Genomic DNA, 17,888 nt, shown 5'->3' with positions numbered 1-17,888 from the left:
ATGGATATCGACGCCTTCGACCGGGCCTTGCTTTCAGTTGTGCAGGAGGACAATCGCCTTCCCAACCGGGTGATAGCGGAGCGCGTCAACCTGTCTGAAACGGCTGTCCGTCGCCGACTGGATCGCCTGCGGGCTTCAGGGTTGATCCGCGGTGATGTCGCGCTTCTGGATCAGGACGCGTTGGGACAGACCCTGATTGTGTCGGTTGTTTTCGGAGAAGACACGCCATCGAACCATTTCGAGTTTCGTACCCGGATGATGGCGGAACGCTGTGTGACGCAATGCTATTCCATCGCCGGGGAGGTGGACTTCATCATTCATGTCCATGCCAGCAGCCTGCGCGACTTCGAGGTTTGGGCGGAGCAGCACCTGCTCGGCGATCCGGGCATTCGGCGATACGAGACGTCCGTCGTCTTCACCACGCACAAATTCTCCACCGCCATCCCGGTCCCGAACCGGGCCTGACTACCGGGTACTGCGCGCCCGGCGGAGGACATTCCTCTGGCGCAGGAATACCAGCAAGCCGATCAGCACGAAGTACTGGAGGAATGTCGAATAGTCGAAAACGGTTTCCGGCGTCGTGGCGGTAAAGGGCAACAATATCCAGTCCAGCTGGGCCAGTCCGCCGCCGGCAATAATGACCCACAAGGCTTCGGCGCGACGCAGCAGCAACAGGCCTGTCGCGGCAAGACTCAGCGCGTAACCCGTGGTGTAGATCACGTCCTGCCACAGCGCCATTTGCGGCAACCAGGATTGATACACGTCGGGCAGGGACTCGAGCGACAAATAGCCAAACCGGTATCCGAGGCTGTAGACGACCCCGTAGGTATACTGGTGAACCGCATACAGCAGGGCGATGACGGTAATCCAGTAGGCTATGCGATTGATCATGAACGCTCTTTCGGCAATGGCGGGCGCCAGGAAGTGAAGGCTCTGTCCGTGCCCGGCGCCCTGCTGTGATGCAGGCCGCCCGGTGGCACGGAAACGGACAGGCGTGAGGCCGAACTACTCGCTGGCGTCATGAGCTCCCCGTAGATGGGTGTCCAGGAAGCCCAGATAGGCCTCTGACGCGGTGATGCGGTTTTCGCGGCGGCGGAAACCGTGCCCTTCATCCGGGAAGAGGACGTATTCGACCGGCACGCCATTGGCTCGGACGGCCTCGACCAGCTCGTCGCTCTCGACCTGCAGCACGCGCGGATCATTGGCGCCCTGGATGACCAGCATCGGGCGGATCACATTCTCGGCGTGGAAGAGCGGGGAGATGGCGTGGTGACGCTCGCCATCGGTCGCCGGATCGCCCATCTCGTCATAAAGGGCTTCGCGGAAGCTTTCCCACCAGGGCGGGATCGAGGCCAGTGTCCGCTCCCAGTTGGTGACGCCGAAGATATTGATGCCGACCTCGAAGGCTTCCGGATGGAAGGTGAGGGCGGCGGCGGTCATGTAGCCGCCATAGGAGCCGCCGATCACACCGACCTCGTCGGCATTGACCCAGTCTTGTGTTCGCAGCCAGTCACCGGCGGCGACGATGTCGCGCAGGTCGTCCTCGCCATGACGGCGGTCATCCATGTGGAAGAAGGTTTTTCCATAGCCCGACGAGCCGCGATTATTGGCCGCGTAGACGGCATAGCCATGATTGACCAGGTGCTGGATCGTGGCGGAATAGCCGATCCGGCTCTGACCGCCCGGGCCACCATGGACCCAGACCAGGGCCGGGACCGGATTGTCGGCGCTGGCCCCGTGCGGACGATAGAGAATGCCGGGAATTTCCAGCCCGTCAAAGCTTTCGAAGCGGACCACTTGCGCGTCGACCATCTCGGCCTCGGTAATGGCCGGGTTGAGGGCATTGGTCAGCTGGGCGTGGTCCTGGCTGTCCAGGTCAACGACATGGAGATTGGACGGCGAGGTGGCCGAATTGATCAGGAAGGCGATCCGGCTCTCATCGCGCGAGAAACGGACCGAGTTGATGTCACCGGCGGGCAGCTCGGGCAGGGCCAGCGTGTCGCCGCTCGTTGTGTCCTGGATGGTCACTTCGGTGCGGGCATCGGCATTGATGCCGGAGACCCGGTAACGGCCACTATCGGAATAGATCACGAACTGGACGTCCCAGTCGGCCTCGATCAGCGGTGCTGTGGTGCTGTCGGTCAGATCATAGGTCCAGGCCTGGTTAAACTCGCCATGCTCGTCGGTGGCATAGACCAGTTGCGTGCTGTCCGGCGTGAAGGTGTAAACATTGTGGGCGATATTGCCCTCATGGGCCGTGATCACGCTGGGCTCGGTCTCGCCCGAGGCGAGGTCGAGCAGCAGGATGTCGCTGTCGGCTGACGTACGGTTGCGGACCAGCGCCAGCCAGCGGCCATCGGGGCTGACATCGCCGATCTGCAGCGCGTCGCTGTTCTCGAACACGACGCCACTCTCATAGCTCAGCGTGTCATAGGCGTAGATGTCCATCGCCGACTGGTCGCGCTCATTGGTCATCACCCACATGTCATTGCCATCGGGTGACCAGCCGAGAAATTGCGCCCGGACTTCTTCGCCCGGCGTGATGTCGTTGAGCCGGCCATCCAGCTCGCGCACGAAGATGTGGGAGATCTCATTGCCGCCGCTGTCGGCGGTCACCACGGCGCGGTCATCGGTCGGGAACCAGGACACGGCGAAGGTGGCGTCTGTTTCGGAGGAGGTCAGCGCGTCCCGGTCGCCGGTGTCGGGGTCGACAGCATAGGCATTGAACACGCCGGTCTCGTCCGAGGAGATCAGGATGCGGCTGTCATCGCCTGACCAAGCGAAGCCGGATGAAGAGGCCATGCCGAAACTGGTGGTCTGGTGGAAGGTGGCGGCGTCATGGCGGACAGCGGCTTCAGCTGCGGCCGGCAGCGTCTCGGCGGTTTCGGTGCCGGTCCCGGCCGGCTGGCAGGCGGCCAGAAGGCCGGCCAAGGCCAGGCCCGTGCTCACGGTTGTACGTTTCATGTCGATCCCCCACGGCAAATTGCTGCCGCGACCATAGCGCGGAGAGGGGGCCGTGTCGCAAGGCAAATGGAATATGTCCCTCGCATGCCTTCCTTCTCCCTTCGGAGAAGGTGCCGCAAAGGGGCGGATGAGGGGGATTGGTTGTTCGGCACCGGGATTCACCCCTCACCCTGACCCTCTCCCAAGGGAGAGGGAACCTCGCCTGGAAACTAAAAGAAAAGGGCCGCCCCATCGGGACGGCCCTTTCCATTGTTTGGTCAGGTGACCGGCATGATTACATCATGCCGCCCCCGCAGACCGGCATGCCGGTCTGCTCACCTTTCGATGATGGGCGGCTTTATGATGTTTGCTACATCATGCCGCCCATGCCACCCATTCCGCCCCCGCCGTCCGGCTTGCCGGACGGCTCACTTTTGATGGATGGGCGGATTCATGGGGGCATGGCCAAAAGAAAAGGACCGCCCCATCGGGACGGCCCTTTCCTTTGTTCGGTCAGGTGACCGGCATGATTACATCATGCCGCCCATGCCACCCATTCCGCCCATGCCACCCATGTCAGGCATGCCGCCACCGGCGCCTTCTTCCTTCGGGGCGTCAGCCACGGCAGCTTCCGTGGTGATCAGCAGGGAAGCGACGGAGGCCGCGTCCTGCAGGGCCGTGCGGACAACCTTGGCCGGGTCGATCACACCGAAGGCGAGCATGTCGCCATACTCTTCGGTCTGGGCGTTGAAGCCGAAGGTCGCGGACGCGTTTTCCATGACCTTGCCGACTACGATCGAGCCTTCGACACCGGAATTGGTGGCGATCTGACGGATCGGGGACTGCAGGGCGCGGGCCACGATGGCGATGCCTTGCGTCTGGTCAGCATTGTCGCCTTCCAGGCCGGCCAGCTTGGCGGAGGCCTTCAGGAGGGCAACGCCGCCGCCCGGGACAATGCCTTCTTCAACCGCAGCGCGGGTGGCATTGAGGGCGTCGTCGACGCGGTCCTTCTTCTCTTTCACTTCGATCTCGGTGGCGCCGCCAACCTTGATCACGGCCACACCGCCGGCCAGCTTGGCCAGACGTTCCTGCAGCTTCTCACGGTCGTAATCGGAGGTGGTTTCCTCGGACTGGCGACGGATTTGCGTGACGCGGGCTTCGATCTGGGCCTTGTCGCCGACACCGTCGACGATCGTGGTGTCGTCCTTGGTGATGTTGACGCGCTTGGCCGAGCCGAGCATGTCCAGTGTGACGGTTTCCAGCTTGATGCCGAGGTCCTCGGAGATGACCTGGCCGCCGGTCAGGATGGCGAGGTCTTCCAGCATCGCCTTGCGGCGATCGCCGAAGCCCGGAGCCTTGACGGCAGCAATCTTCAGGCCGCCACGCAGCTTGTTGACCACGAGGGTGGCCAGCGCTTCGCCTTCAACGTCTTCGGCGATGATCAGCAGCGGACGCGAGGACTGAACGACAGCTTCCAGGATCGGCAGCATCGGCTGCAGCGAGGTCAGCTTCTTTTCGAAGAGCAGGATGTAGGGCTCTTCCATCTCGACCTGCATCTTGTCAGCGTCGGTGATGAAGTAAGGCGACAGGTAGCCGCGGTCGAACTGCATGCCTTCTACGACATCGAGTTCGGTTTCCAGGGACTTGGCTTCCTCGACGGTGATGACACCCTCTTTGCCGACCTTGTCCATGGCCTTGGCGATCATTTCGCCAATATCGCTCGCGCCGTTGGCAGAGATGGTGCCGACCTGGGCCACTTCACCGGAGTCCTTGACCGGGGTGGAGCTGGCCTTGATGTCGTCCATGACGATGGCGACGGCCTTGTCGATACCGCGCTTGAGGTCCATCGGGTTCATGCCGGCGGCAACCGACTTCATGCCTTCGCGGACGATCGACTGGGCCAGGACCGTGGCGGTCGTGGTGCCGTCGCCGGCGACGTCATTGGTCTTGGAAGCGACCTCGCGCAGCATCTGCGCGCCCATGTTCTCGAACTTGTCAGCCAGTTCGATTTCCTTGGCGACGGAGACGCCGTCCTTGGTGGTGCGCGGCGCGCCGAAGGATTTCTCGATGACCACGTTGCGGCCCTTGGGACCGAGCGTGACCTTGACAGCATTGGCGAGGATGTCGACGCCGCGCAGCATGCGTTCACGCGCGTCGGAGCCGAAAAGTACGTCTTTGGCAGCCATTGGATTATATCCGTTCTTCTAGCTTGAGAGGGGTGTTCGGATCGGGTGTGCGGCTTACGCCATCACGCCGAGAATGTCGGACTCTTTCATGATCAGCAGCTCGACACCGTCAACGGTGACTTCGGTGCCGGACCATTTGCCGAACAGGATGCGGTCGCCGGCCTTGACGTCGAGCGGACGCACCGAGCCGTCTTCCTTGATCGCGCCGCCGCCGATGGCGACAACTTCGCCTTCTTGCGGCTTTTCCTTGGCCGTATCCGGGATGATGATCCCGCCCTTGGTCGTGGACTCTTCTTCGACGCGCTTTACCAGCACGCGATCGTGCAGAGGACGAAAAGTCATCTTGATCTATCTCCAAACAGAGGACTGAAGGTTTCTCGCATCCGGAGGGGCTCGTTGGCACTCACCCCAGCCGACTGCTAACAGCGGCGGAGATAGGAGGCGCAGCGCGACACGTCAAGAGGTCGGGAATGCATTTGCAGCGCGACGGAATGCCTGTCAGCCTGCGTTCATCTTGCGAAAGATAAATCCGGCCATTGCCATGCCAGTCATATAAATCGATATGATAGGCATTGAGCTGCGTTACCGAGAGGGAAACACCATGAGACTCCGCCCAACCATGCTTCGTACTACCGTTCTGACCGTCGCGGCCCTGTCCATGGCCGCCTGTACGACAACCGACCCCTATACCGGCGAGACCCGGGCCAACAATACCGGCCGGGGTGTCCTGCTGGGCGCCGCCGCCGGCGCGGCTTTGGGTTACCTCACCAATACCAATGACAGCCAGGAGGGCCGGACCAACGCCCTGATCGGTGCCGGTATCGGCGCGCTCGCCGGTGGTGCCATCGGCAATTACATGGACCGCCAGGAAGCGGCCATGCGCGAAGCCCTGTCCGACACTGGCGTCGGCGTGCGCCGCGAAGGCAATGACCTGCGCCTGATCATGCCGGGGGATGTCACCTTCGCCACCAACTCCGCCGACATCCAGGGCCAGTTCTACGGCATCCTCAGCGATGTCTCGACGGTGCTGAACCGCTATCCGGCGACCTATGTCGACATTGTCGGTCACGCCGACTCGGTCGGCGCTGCCGAATACAACCAGCAGCTTTCCGAGCGCCGGGCCCTGTCTGTGGGCAATTATCTGATCTCACAGGGCGTTCTGCGCGACCGTTTCTACATCGCCGGCATGGGCGAGCGGTCGCCGATCGCGTCTAATGACACGCCGTCCGGCCGACAGCAGAATCGCCGCGTGGAAATCCTGATCCGGCCGCACGCCTCGTCCTGATCGGGCCGGATTTCCTGCAGTTTAAAGAGCGGCCCGCCGGATCGGTGGGCCGCTTTAATTTATGCATGGCCTTGAAATACAATTGGTTAGGTCGGATCAGAGGGGGTGTGGTTTACCTTCGTTAACCAAACGACAACTGGTCACGACGCAGCTTAACCTGCAAGCACACCTGACGACCCGCTGATTCGAAGGCCCGACATGCCCCGTGCATCCGACATTCTGATTCTCCTGACCTACATCACCATCGCCGGTGTGGCGGCCATCGGATTCGAGTTCTTCGGACTGATGCCGACGCTCAATGCCTGGATGATGGGCGCGATCGTTTTCATTGTGGCGGGCATGGCGCATTCCGCTGCGGCCCGCGGCCAGGAACGCCGCGAACTTGAAACCGAGATCCATGAGCTCAAGGCGGCCAATCTCGCCCTGGCCGAGGAATTCGAGGCCGCCCAGGCCCGGATCGACGAGATTGCCGACGAATTGCGTACCGAGTCAGTCGAGCGCGACAACGCGCTGGTCAATGAGGTCAAGGTGCTGGAAGACCTGGTCCGGCGGGTTGGCCCGAATGGCGTGCAGACCCGGCCGGACAGCGCGACAACCGTCAGCACCTCCCGTACCGATATCGATACCGTCCGCGAAGCGCTCGCCGCCAACCGGGTCGACCTCTATCTGCAGCCGGTCGTCACCCTGCCGCAGCGCCGCACGGCCTTCTACGAGAGCTATACCCGCCTGCGCGACGCGACCGGACTTGTCCTTGCGCCGGGTGCCTTCATGGCCGCGGCCGAAGAGGCGGGCCTGATGGCCGAGGTGGACAATCTCCTGCTCTTCCGCTGCGTGCAGATCGTCCGTCGCCTGACCGGCCAGGACCGAAAGGTGGCGATCTTCTGCAATGTTTCGCTGAATTCCCTGTCGGACGAGACCTTCTTCCCGGAGTTTCTCGACTTCATCCGCCAGAACAAGGACTTGTCGGGTTCACTCATTTTCGAGATTTCCCAGCAGGCCTTCGAGGAACGCGACGCTATCGCCGCCCGCAACATGGCGCGGATGGCGGATTTCGGTTTCCGCTTCTCCATCGACCAGATCGCCCATGTCGAACTGGACCTGACCGAAATGGAGCGGGCCGGTGTCCGCTTCGCCAAGATCGGCGGTCGTCGCCTGCTCGACGCGATCGACAATTACGAGTCGATTGCCGGCTACGAGGCCGGGGCCATTGCCACAGAGGACCTCGCCGGACTGTTCGGGCGGCACGGGATCGAGTTGATTGTCGACAAGATCGAGGATGAGTCGACGGTGGTTGAGGTTCTGGAGATGGATGTTGCCTACGGGCAGGGCCATTTGTTCGGCGAACCCCGGCCGGTACGTGACGACATGCTGGAAACCACGCCGCGCGACCCGGGCAATAATGTCATCCAGATGACGGCCTGATGGCAACGCCGCATTGACCGTCCCGCACGAGCCTGCTTCAAGCGCTCCATGCTTCCAGAACTCGCCACACTCGGCCCGCTCCGCGATCGCTATGACACCCTTTATTGCGATGTCTGGGGTGTTATCCGCGACGGAACCGACCTGCTGCCCGATGCCGTCGATGCGCTGACACGCTTCCGCGACAGTGGCGGGCGCGTTTGCCTGGTCTCCAATTCACCGCGACGCAGCAGCTCCCTGGCGCACTTTCTCGCGGATATGGGTCTGCCGGACCGCGCGACCGATGCCATCGTGACCTCCGGAGACGCCATTCGCGAGGAACTGACCAAGCGCTGCCCTGGCCGGGCCTTCAACATAGGTCCGGCGCGCGATGGCAGCCTGTATGAAGGCCTCGATCTTGAATTCACGGGCATCGAGGAGGCTGAGTTCATTTCCTGCACCGGCCCTGATGACTATCTTGACGGTCGACCGGAGGATTATGACGCGGTCCTGGCGCGGGCGTTGGAGCGCGGTCTGGACCTGGTCTGCGCCAATCCGGACATCGTGGTGCAGTCGGGCAGTCGATTGATCTATTGCGCCGGAGCCATAGCCCGGCACTACCGTCAGATGGGCGGGACCAGCGTCGTCGCCGGCAAACCGCACAGACCGATCTACCGGCTGGCAAAGTCGGCGCTGGAGGCGCGCGGGTTTACGGTGGCGCCGGACCGGGTGCTGGCCATTGGCGACGGACCGGAAACCGATGTCGAGGGGGCAAGCCGGGCTGGTGTCGACTGCCTGTTCATCGCCGACGGAATCCTTGCCGAAACGCTTGACGGCGGCCGCCTCGATGTCGAGACAGCCGCCGCCGCGCTGAAGGATTACGGTGTCGCCGCGCGTTATGTCGCGGACCGGCTCACCTGGTAGGCTCATCGCGGATCAATCGAACAGGGAGTCGATCGATCCCTGGTCGAGATCCGAAGCCGGTGCGGCATCGGCGAACATCGCGTCGATATCGTCCTGGCTGGTCTCCGGACCGCCGATCGCGGGGCCATTGAGCAGCAGCTCGCGGGCCCGCTTTTCCTCGGCAGTTTCCTCGGACACCTGATCGGCATCACGCACACCCATGACATCGGCAAAGCGGGACACGCGATCTTCCACGTGGCGCAGCGATGTGACGACCTTGGACACGCGCTGACCGGCGAGGTCCTGGAAGCTGCAAGCCTCGATGATGGTCATCATCCGGGCTTCGACACTGGCGCGATAGGCGTCATAGTCGGCTTCATCATCGCAGAGCACGGCTTCCGCCTCACTCATGATGGTTTCGGTCGCCTTTTCGGTATCCCCGACGACAGCCTCGAGTTCCTGGCCGGCAGAGGGGATGCGCGAGGTCTTGATATCGTTCGGCCTGAGGGCCGCGATCTCGTCACGGGTTCGCGAGATGTATTCCGCGATATAATTGAATTCCTGGCAGATCGACTGGTCGAGGGAGCTGAAGAACAGCTTCATCGTATCCGTCAGCTGGTGGGCCAGCTTGAGGACTTCCATGATCTGGGCATCCTGCAGGTCGCTCGCTTTCAGAGAGGCGAGTGACGTGCGGACTTGCGCGGCAACATTGGCGGCGGGCATGGGGCCCTCCTTCCTTTGCAGACTCAAACAAGGACTGGGCGGATCATCAGGCGACTAGAAGTCGCCGAGAACCGCTGACATCTTTGATTTGAGAGTTCCGGCGTTGAAGGGCTTCACGATGTAATTGTTTACACCGGCCCGTTTCGCCGCGACCACGTTCTCGGTCTTGGATTCTGCGGTTACCATGATGAAGGGCGTCGCCTTCATGCCTTCGTCGGCTCGAACCTTCTGCAAAAGCTCGTAGCCGGTCATCGGCTCCATGTTCCAGTCTGAAATTACCAGACCGTACTTGTTTTCCTGCATTTTCGCGAAGGCTTCCTGGCCATCGGCGGCCTCGTCCACATTCTCGAACCCAATCTGCTTGAGCAGGTTGCGAATAATGCGGATCATGGTTTTGTAGTCATCCACGACCAGGATCGGCATCGTCATCTCGACAGCCATGCTAAGTCTCCATCCACTCGGCGCGTTTACACAAGGACAGCTTGTTCCGCTGTCTTCAGCTAGGACCCTAGACATTCGCGGATAAAAATCGGTTAAAGCGGGTACAAAGATGGAGTCACCGATGTCGGACGTGCGCAGTATCGCCCTCGATGAAATGGAAATAGGTCTTTCCGCAGAAGCAGTTAGGACTGTTACTGAGGAAGATTTGGAAATGTTCGCAAAAGTGTCCGGGGACTATAATCCCGTGCATATGGACGAGGAATATGCCCGCGCGACGCCTTTTCGGGGACGAATTGCGCACGGCGCCCTGGTCGCATCCTACATTTCCGGCGTACTCGGAAACCAGCTGCCCGGACCGGGCGCGATCTTCCTCGGACTGAACATGCGCTTTTTCCACCCGACCCGCATTGGTGACGAGGTTCGCACCCGGGTCGAGGTCAAGTCAGTCGATCTCAAATCGCGCAAGGCGGTCATGGATTGCACCTGCCATGTCGGCGACAAGCTGACCATGCAGGCGGAAGCCGAGGTGATGGTCCGCAAGCGTCGCCGCAAGGCGGACGACTGATCCCGCATGAAGATCCTGCGAGGCCATAGCGGATTGCCTCGCGATGATCGCGGTGCGGTCATCGCCCTAGGCAATTTCGACGGGGTCCACATGGGCCACCGGCATGTGATCGCGCTGGCCAGCAGTCTGGCCAGGTCGCTCAAGGCGCCACTGGGGGCGGCCCTGTTCGACCCGCACCCGCGTCGCTTCTTTGCGCCGGACGCGCCGGCCTTTCGCCTGATGAGCGCGGCACGCCGCAACCGTATCCTGGACAGCCTCGGCGTCCGCCAGCTTCATGTTCTGCCTTTCTCGATGGACATGGCGAAGATGACGCCGGCGCAATTTGTCGGCGATGTTCTGGCGGATGGTCTGGGAATCGCCGGCATCGTCACCGGCGAGGACTTCCGTTTCGGAGCCGGACGGACCGGTGCCACCGACGACCTCGCCCGCCTGTGTGCCGAACACGATATCAAGACCGCTTTCGCCGAGCTGCATGGCAATGGCGCTGACAAGGTGTCGTCGACACGGATCCGCAAGTCCATCCATGATGGTGACATGCAGGCTGCCGCGACCTTGCTCGGATCGCCGTGGGTGGTTGAGGGAATTGTCCAGCGTGGCGACCAGCGTGGCCGGACCATCGGTTTTCCGACCGCCAACCTGACCCTTGGCGACTATGTAAGACCTGACTATGGCGTCTATGCCGTCCGTGTCGGCATTGAGGGCGACGCACCGTCGCTGGCCGGTGTCGCCAATATCGGCAAGCGGCCGACGGTGGATGGGGCGACCGAATTGCTGGAAGTCCACCTGCTGGACTGGTCCGGTGATCTTTACGGTCGCACCTTGGAAATCGAGTTCTTTGACCATCTGCGGTCGGAAAGGCGGTTTGACGGTCTCGACGCCCTGAAGGCGCAGATCGCCGAGGACGCCGCCGCGGCGCGCCGTGTGCTGAGCGCCCTGTCTGGACCGGCCTGACGGGCTCTGTTAAATGCGAGGCATGGTCTCGATGTCCCGGTTGATATGCCCGGCTGCGCCTGTCGCCGCCAACGCCTTCGGGCGAATTACCGGCCCGGGCCGCCGCGTTTGACGTGGGCGGTTCCGGGACATGTCCTGCCTTGAACCCATGACGACAGAAGACCGCAAGGATCCGATCCGATGACGGACACGCCCTCGAAGACTGGCGCGACAGACGCCGGTCGCGACTACAAAGACACGCTTTTCCTGCCCACCACCGAATTCCCGATGCGCGCCGGCCTGCCCAAACGCGAACCGGAGTGGCTGGAACGCTGGAACTCGCTTGACCTTTACAAGCGCATGCGCGCCGACAGCGCCGGCCGCGAGCGCTGGGTGCTGCATGACGGCCCGCCTTACGCCAATGGGCATATCCATATCGGCACCGGCATGAACAAGATTCTCAAGGACATGGTCGTCCGGTCCAAACAGATGGCGGGCTTTGACGCGCCCTATCGTCCAGGCTGGGACTGCCATGGCCTGCCGATCGAGTGGAAGGTCGAACAGAATTTCCGCGCCAAGGGCCGCAACAAGGACGATATCCCGGTCAAGGAATTCCGCGCCGAATGTCGCGCCTATGCCAGTGAGTGGGTCGGCGTCCAGTCGTCCGAGTTCCAGCGCCTGGGCGTCAATGGCGAGTGGGATGACCCCTACACCACGATGGCCTTTGAGGCCGAGTCCGCCATCGTGCGTGAATTCCTCGCCTTTGTGGAACAGGGCCTGGTCTATTGCGGCTCGGCCCCGGTGATGTGGTCGCCGGTCGAGAAGACCGCTCTGGCCGAGGCTGAAGTCGAGTATCAGGACAAGGTGTCGTCGACGATCTTCGTGCGCTTCCCGGTTCGCGGCGTGCGCAAGGATGGCTCGGCGGTCCCGAGGACCTGTATCGGCGCCCATGTCGTGATCTGGACGACGACGCCCTGGACCATCCCGGGCAATCGCGCGATCTGTTTCTCGCCGGAGATCAGCTATGGCCTCTACAAGGTCACCGGCGTTGATGGCGGCGAGTTCAAACCCTGGGCCATGCCGGGCGACACGCTGATCGTCGCCGACGCGCTGTGGGAAGAGACCGCCAAGGCCGCGATGATCGGGAATTGGGAACGGGTCGACACCATCGATCCGGCCGGTTTCGTCTGCTCGCACCCCTTGTCCGAACTCGACCGCTTCTGGTCCTACCCCGTCCCGCTGCTCGAAGGCGAGCATGTGACCGACGAGGCCGGTACCGGTTTCGTGCACACGGCTCCCAGCCATGGCGCCGAGGACTATGTCGCCTGGATGTCCTATCCGGAATGGCACGACAAGGACGCGCCGGTTCCACACATGGTCGACGAGAACGGCGCCTATTATCCGCACGTGCCGGTCTTTGCCGGGCTCAACATCATTCGTCTGGACGGCAAGAAACAGGGCCAGGACGGGCCGGCCAACAAGACCGTGATGGACGAGCTGATCGTGCAGGGCAAACTGCTCGCACGCGGCCGCCTGGAACATTCCTACCCGCACTCCTGGCGCTCGAAGGCACCGGTCATCTTCCGCAATACGCCGCAATGGTTTGTCGCCATTGATCGGCCCATGAAGTCGGGCGGAACGCTGCGCGAGAAGGCCCTCAAGGGCATTGCCGAGACCGAGTTCACGCCGAAGGTCGCCGCCAACCGTATCCGCGCCATGGTCGAGCAACGTCCCGACTGGCTGGTGTCGCGCCAGCGCGCCTGGGGCGTGCCGCTGACCCTGTTTGTCGAAAAGGGCACGACCCGTGTGCTCAACGACCCCAAGGTCAATGAACGCATCATCGATGCGGTGGCTGCCGATGGTGCCGATGCCTGGTTCGAACGGTCGTCGGCCGACTTCCTCGGTTCTGATTACGACGCTGACGCCTATGAGAAGGTCACCGACATTCTCGATGTCTGGTTCGACAGTGGCTGTACCCACGCTTTCGCGCTGGAGCCGCGCGCCGATCAGAAATGGCCGGCCGACCTCTATCTGGAAGGCTCTGACCAGCATCGTGGCTGGTTCCAGTCGTCCCTGCTGGAAAGTTCCGGGACACGCGGACGCGCACCCTATGACGCCGTGCTGACCCATGGCTTCGTCATGGCCGGCGATGGCCGCAAGATGTCCAAGTCGCTCGGCAATACGCTGGCCCCGATCGAGATCGGCAAGAAATACGGCATCGAGATCCTGCGCCTGTGGGCCGCCGCCCAGGACTTCACCGATGACCTGCGCATCTCCGAAGAGATCCTGCAGACCTCGGTCGATGCCTATCGCAAGATGCGCAACACGCTGCGCTACCTGCTCGGTGCGCTGCACGGGTATGACGCGACGGTCGAGCATGTCCCGCACGATCGCATGCCCTCGCTTGAGCGTTTCATGCTGCATCGCCTGCACGAGCTCGACCAGGTCGTGCGCGATGGCTATGCCGCTTACGACTTCAAGAAGGTCTATTCGGCGCTGTTCAATTTCTGCGTCGTCGACCTGTCGGCCTTCTATCTCGATATCCGCAAGGACAGCCTGTATTGCGACCGTCCGGACGATGACCGCCGCAAGGCCTGCCGCACGGTGATGCACGAGATTTTCATGCGCCTGACCGCCTGGCTGGCGCCGATCATGCCTTTCACCATGGAAGAAGTCTGGCTGACACGCTTCCCGTCCGAGGATGACAGCGTGCATCTGCGCACCTTCCCGAAAACGCCGGGTGACTGGCAGGACGGGGCGCTGGCCGAGAACTGGCGCACCATCCGCCGTCTGCGCCGGGTGGTGAACGGGGCGCTGGAAGTCGAGCGCCGGGAAAAGCGGATCGGGTCCAGCCTCGAAGCGGCGCCGCAGGTTTTCGTCACGGATGCCGCCTATCGCGCGGCCCTGGCTGCCGAAACCAAGGGTGATGTCGATGAGTTTGTCGCCGAGATCGGTATCACCAGCCAGGCTTACCTGGTTGACGGCGAGGCGCCGGACGGGTCCTTCCGGCTCGACGATGTCGCCGATATCGCGGTCGTGCCGGGTCGTGCCAAGGGCGCCAAGTGTGCCCGGTCGTGGAAGTACTCGACCGAAATCGGTGCCGACAAGCGCTATCCCGAGCTGAGCCCGCGCGATGCCGATGCAGTGGCCTGGTGGGACGCGAAGAATGCCTGATTGGGCCGTTGAGATCCGGCGGCGCTTTGCCGCGTCGCCGGTCCCGCGCCTGGGTCTGGGCATCGCCGCTGTGGTTCTGATCCTCGACCAGCTCACCAAATGGTGGGTGTTGTCGGGCCTGAACTTTTCGCCCGCTGGCTGTCTGGACTACCAACGCGCCGAGGGCGCCGAGCGTCTGACGCTGCTCAATACGTGCGGACATATCGAAGTGTCGCCGGTCTTCGACCTGACCATGGTCTGGAACAAGGGTGTCAGTTTCGGGCTGCTGGGTGCGGATGGTCCGCTGGGGCGGTCGATCCTGATCGCCTTTTCGGTGCTGGTGGCGGTCGGCCTGATCGCGGGCCTGCTGAATGCCGGCCCGATCCGGGCCACGCGTCGGCTGCAGGGCGTGGCGTTCGGCTTCATCATCGGCGGTGCGCTGGGCAATGCCATCGACCGCGGCCTCTACGGGGCTGTTGTTGATTTTCTCAATTTTTCCGACGTTTACTTTCCCTACGTCTTCAATATTGCGGATGTCGGGATCAATTTCGGCGTCGCCGCGATCATCCTCGATGTTTTCCTCAATGACAGAAAGCCGGCATCCGACACCTAGTGTGGATTCCGGGGTGGAGTGATGACCCGCCTTTGGGTTAAACTGTTACCAACAGAAATTCGGAGTCTCACAGAGATGCGTATGCGTACTGCTCTTATCGCCGCGACCACCGCGGCCATCGCCCTGTCCGGCTGCAGCAATGTCTCGCGTGCGATCGGCGCCGAGCGGTCGACGCCGGACGAGTTTCGCACCGTGACCATCGCGCCGCTGACCGTTCCGCCGGAATACAATCTGCGTCCGCCGCGTCCCGGCGAGCCGCGCCCGGACGAGATCTATCCGGACCAGCAAGCCCGTGCGGCGCTTCTGGGTCGTCAGGGAGAGTTTGAAGGCTCCGACGCCGAAGCTCTCCTCGTCGCGCGCGCCAATGGCGGCTCGGCCGATCCCTTCATCCGCTCCATCATTGATGGCGAGATGGCCAGCGTTGTCCGCAAGAATCGCAGCTTCGCCGACATGGTCCTGTTCTGGCGCGACGGCGCCTATCGTCCGCAGGGTGACGCCACCCCGCTTGACGCCGAAGCCGAAGCCCTTGCGCAGGAGCGTATCCAGAACGTCACCGGCGGTGGCGAAGTGGAAATCGAGCGCGACCGCCGCCTGCTTCCCAAGCTGCCGGGCCTTTGATCCGGACCTGACGTGTCTGACGGGGTTTCCGTCCGACCGACGCTCCCACTTGACCGACTCGGGGCCAGCCAAGAGGCTGGCCTCATGTCTTTGGCCATGACCCAACCCATCATCCGACGCCTGCCACCGGAGACGGTGAACCGTATTGCTGCCGGCGAAGTCGTCGAGCGGCCGGCTTCTGTCGTCAAGGAACTGGCCGAAAACGCGCTGGATGCCGGCGCCCGCCGGATCGACATTGCCGCCGAGGGTGGCGGACTGGTCCGCCTGCTGATCGAGGATGACGGCAAGGGCATGAACCCGGAAGAGCTCGAACTGTGCATCGAGCGCCACGCCACGTCGAAACTCCCGGTCGGTGAGAACGGCGCCGACGATCTGCTCAACATTTCCACCATGGGCTTTCGCGGCGAGGCGCTGCCGTCGATCGGCTCGATCGCGCGGCTCTCCATCACCACCCAGGCCAAGGGCGAAGGCGATGCCTGGGCGATCCTCGTCGAAGGCGGCAAGACCAATGGCATCGCGCCGGCCGCGCCGCTGGGCCGCGGCGGGACGCGGATCGAAGTGCGCGACCTGTTCTACGCCACCCCGGCCCGCCTGAAATTCCTCAAATCCGAGCGCTCGGAAAATCTCGGCATTACCGACGTGGTCAAGCGCATGGCCCTGTCGCGGCCCGATGTTGGCTTCTTCCTCACCCAGGACGGTCGCAAGCGCCTGTCCGTTGCCGCCGAGCGCGGCGAGGGCGCGGACGCACGCATGGCCCGCATGTCGGCCATCCTCGGCGCTGATTTTGGCGAGAACGCGCTGGAGGTCGACCAGACCCGCGAGGGGGTACGGATTTTCGGTTTCGCCAGCCTGCCCACTTACTCGCGCGGCAATGCCATGCACCAATACCTGTTCGTCAATGGCCGGCCGGTCCGTGACAAGCTGCTGGGCGGGGCCGTTCGCGGGGCCTATCAGGATTTTCTCGCCCGAGACCGCCACCCGGTCGTGGCGCTCAATGTCGAGCTGCCGACCCACGAAGTCGACGTCAATGTCCATCCCGCCAAGGCCGAGGTTCGCTTTCGCGATGCCGCCCTGGTGCGGGGTCTGATCGTCGGCTCGCTGCGCCATGCCCTGGCCGGAGCCGGTCACCGCGCTTCGACCACCGTGGCCGGCTTTGCGCTGGGACGGGTTCGCCCGGAAGGCTATCAGCCACCGCAGCCACCACCGGGTGGCTATCAGTCCCACACCAACAGCCTCGCCGGCTGGGGGGCGCCGCGCCCGCCGTCCGAGCCCTATCAGGATCAGGTCTTCGATCCGGGCATGTCGGCTCGTGTCGAGCCGGACCAGGCGGGTTATGGCGCGGGAATGGGTGAGGGCGCGGCGGACGGTTTCGACCCGGCCCAACAGCCCTCCGCCCCGCCACCTGACTGGCCGCTGGGCGTCGCCCGCGCGCAGCTGCACGAGACCTATGTCGTCGCCCAGACCGGTGACGGCATCGTCATCGTCGACCAGCACGCCGCCCATGAGCGCCTCGTCTATGAACGCATGAAAAAGATGATCGCCGAGACCGGCGTCCAGCGGCAACGCTTGTTGGTGCCGGAAATCGTCAATCTCGACGAAGCCGAAGCCCGCCGCCTGCTCGACCGCTCGGAAGAGCTGGAAGAACTCGGTCTGGTCATCGAAGCCTTCGGCCAGGGCGCCATTGCTGTCCGCGAAACGCCGTCCTTGCTGAAAAAACTCAACATCCAGGGCCTGATCCGCGACCTCGCCGATGACCTCGCCGAATATGACCAGGCGCTCTCCCTGAAGGAAAAACTGGAAGACGTGGTCGGCACCATGGCCTGCCACGGCTCCGTCCGTTCCGGCCGTCGCCTCACCAGTGAAGAGATGAACGCGCTCCTGCGCGAGATGGAAGCCACGCCCCATTCCGGCCAATGCAATCACGGTCGCCCGACCTATGTGGAGCTCAAGCTGAGCGATATCGAGCGCTTGTTCGGGCGGCGGTAGACCCGTGCCACTTTCCTTCTCCCCTGGGAGAAGGTGCGCGAAGCGCGGATGAGGGGGATCAGTTCGGCGGTCACCGGGATTTCCCCCTCACCCTGACCCTCTCCCAAGGGAGAGGGAAATCAGCCCTCAACAGGACCACGCACT

General features: G+C 62.9%; 16 protein-coding genes. 10 read left to right on the top strand and 6 right to left on the bottom strand.

Going from position 1 to position 17,888, the window contains the following annotated elements; translation table 11 throughout:
• Positions 1 to 465 carry an Lrp/AsnC family transcriptional regulator gene (locus tag VOI18_RS06410; protein WP_323761567.1) on the top strand — a complete coding sequence of 155 codons (465 nt, stop codon included), beginning with the start codon at positions 1 to 3 and terminating at the stop codon, positions 463 to 465.
• Here the strand turns inward: VOI18_RS06410 and VOI18_RS06405 are convergent, their stop codons facing one another.
• The 4 genes from VOI18_RS06405 to VOI18_RS06390 all read right to left on the bottom strand — a co-directional run bounded on the left by VOI18_RS06405 (position 466) and on the right by VOI18_RS06390 (position 5,471).
• Complete coding sequence (locus VOI18_RS06405; protein WP_323761566.1) at positions 466 to 891, bottom strand: hypothetical protein; 426 nt, start codon at positions 889 to 891, stop codon at positions 466 to 468.
• Positions 892 to 1,005: 114 nt separating this feature from the next.
• Positions 1,006 to 2,964, bottom strand: coding sequence for a S9 family peptidase (locus VOI18_RS06400; RefSeq protein ID WP_323761565.1), 1,959 nt, complete (start codon positions 2,962 to 2,964; stop codon positions 1,006 to 1,008).
• Positions 2,965 to 3,473: 509 nt separating this feature from the next.
• Positions 3,474 to 5,129: a chaperonin GroEL gene (gene groL / locus VOI18_RS06395; protein ID WP_323761564.1), complete on the bottom strand. Its 1,656-nt coding sequence runs from the start codon at positions 5,127 to 5,129 to the stop codon at positions 3,474 to 3,476.
• 54 nt (positions 5,130 to 5,183) lie between these two features.
• Positions 5,184 to 5,471, bottom strand: a complete 288-nt coding sequence (locus VOI18_RS06390) for a co-chaperone GroES (protein ID WP_011642545.1) — start codon at positions 5,469 to 5,471, stop codon at positions 5,184 to 5,186.
• A gap of 277 nt (positions 5,472 to 5,748) precedes the next feature.
• Between VOI18_RS06390 and VOI18_RS06385 the strand changes: the two genes are divergently transcribed.
• The 3 genes from VOI18_RS06385 to VOI18_RS06375 all read left to right on the top strand — a co-directional run bounded on the left by VOI18_RS06385 (position 5,749) and on the right by VOI18_RS06375 (position 8,736).
• On the top strand, positions 5,749 to 6,414 hold the full coding sequence (locus tag VOI18_RS06385) for an OmpA family protein (protein WP_323761563.1): 666 nt from the start codon (positions 5,749 to 5,751) through the stop codon (positions 6,412 to 6,414).
• A 198-nt stretch (positions 6,415 to 6,612) separates the two neighbouring features.
• On the top strand, positions 6,613 to 7,836 hold the full coding sequence (locus tag VOI18_RS06380) for an EAL domain-containing protein (protein ID WP_323761562.1): 1,224 nt from the start codon (positions 6,613 to 6,615) through the stop codon (positions 7,834 to 7,836).
• A gap of 48 nt (positions 7,837 to 7,884) precedes the next feature.
• Positions 7,885 to 8,736, top strand: a complete 852-nt coding sequence (locus VOI18_RS06375; protein ID WP_323761561.1) for a TIGR01459 family HAD-type hydrolase — start codon at positions 7,885 to 7,887, stop codon at positions 8,734 to 8,736.
• A 12-nt stretch (positions 8,737 to 8,748) separates the two neighbouring features.
• Here VOI18_RS06375 and VOI18_RS06370 read toward each other — a convergent pair whose 3' ends face one another.
• Both VOI18_RS06370 and VOI18_RS06365 read right to left on the bottom strand, forming a co-directional pair.
• Entirely contained in the window at positions 8,749 to 9,438 is a 690-nt protein-coding gene (locus VOI18_RS06370) for a protein phosphatase CheZ (protein WP_323761560.1), read from the bottom strand.
• 54 nt (positions 9,439 to 9,492) lie between these two features.
• On the bottom strand, positions 9,493 to 9,879 hold the full coding sequence (locus tag VOI18_RS06365) for a response regulator (RefSeq protein WP_323761559.1): 387 nt from the start codon (positions 9,877 to 9,879) through the stop codon (positions 9,493 to 9,495).
• Positions 9,880 to 9,988: 109 nt separating this feature from the next.
• Between VOI18_RS06365 and VOI18_RS06360 the strand changes: the two genes are divergently transcribed.
• From VOI18_RS06360 to mutL, 6 genes are all read left to right on the top strand, one after another.
• The gene (locus VOI18_RS06360) at positions 9,989 to 10,444 is read left to right on the top strand and encodes a MaoC family dehydratase (RefSeq protein ID WP_323761558.1); all 456 of its coding nucleotides are present in this window, start codon (positions 9,989 to 9,991) and stop codon (positions 10,442 to 10,444) included.
• Positions 10,445 to 10,450: 6 nt separating this feature from the next.
• Positions 10,451 to 11,395 carry a bifunctional riboflavin kinase/FAD synthetase gene (locus VOI18_RS06355; RefSeq protein ID WP_323761557.1) on the top strand — a complete coding sequence of 315 codons (945 nt, stop codon included), beginning with the start codon at positions 10,451 to 10,453 and terminating at the stop codon, positions 11,393 to 11,395.
• A gap of 180 nt (positions 11,396 to 11,575) precedes the next feature.
• Entirely contained in the window at positions 11,576 to 14,548 is a 2,973-nt protein-coding gene (gene ileS, locus VOI18_RS06350; RefSeq protein WP_323761556.1) for an isoleucine--tRNA ligase, read from the top strand.
• Positions 14,541 to 15,140, top strand: a complete 600-nt coding sequence (gene lspA, locus VOI18_RS06345) for a signal peptidase II (protein ID WP_323761555.1) — start codon at positions 14,541 to 14,543, stop codon at positions 15,138 to 15,140. Before ileS ends, lspA begins: the two co-directional genes overlap by 8 nt.
• 81 nt (positions 15,141 to 15,221) lie before the next feature.
• Positions 15,222 to 15,758 (top strand): DUF3035 domain-containing protein, encoded by a 537-nt coding sequence (locus tag VOI18_RS06340; protein WP_323761554.1) that lies wholly within the window; start codon positions 15,222 to 15,224, stop codon positions 15,756 to 15,758.
• Between the two features lie 96 nt (positions 15,759 to 15,854).
• Positions 15,855 to 17,744 (top strand): DNA mismatch repair endonuclease MutL, encoded by a 1,890-nt coding sequence (mutL, locus tag VOI18_RS06335; RefSeq protein WP_323761553.1) that lies wholly within the window; start codon positions 15,855 to 15,857, stop codon positions 17,742 to 17,744.
• Positions 17,745 to 17,888: the final 144 nt, after the last annotated feature.

Origin of the sequence: Maricaulis sp. (assembly GCF_034670125.1) — a bacterium.
In the GTDB taxonomy this organism is placed as follows: Bacteria; Pseudomonadota; Alphaproteobacteria; order Caulobacterales; family Maricaulaceae; genus Maricaulis.
This window is presented reverse-complemented; position numbering and strand designations above follow the sequence as displayed.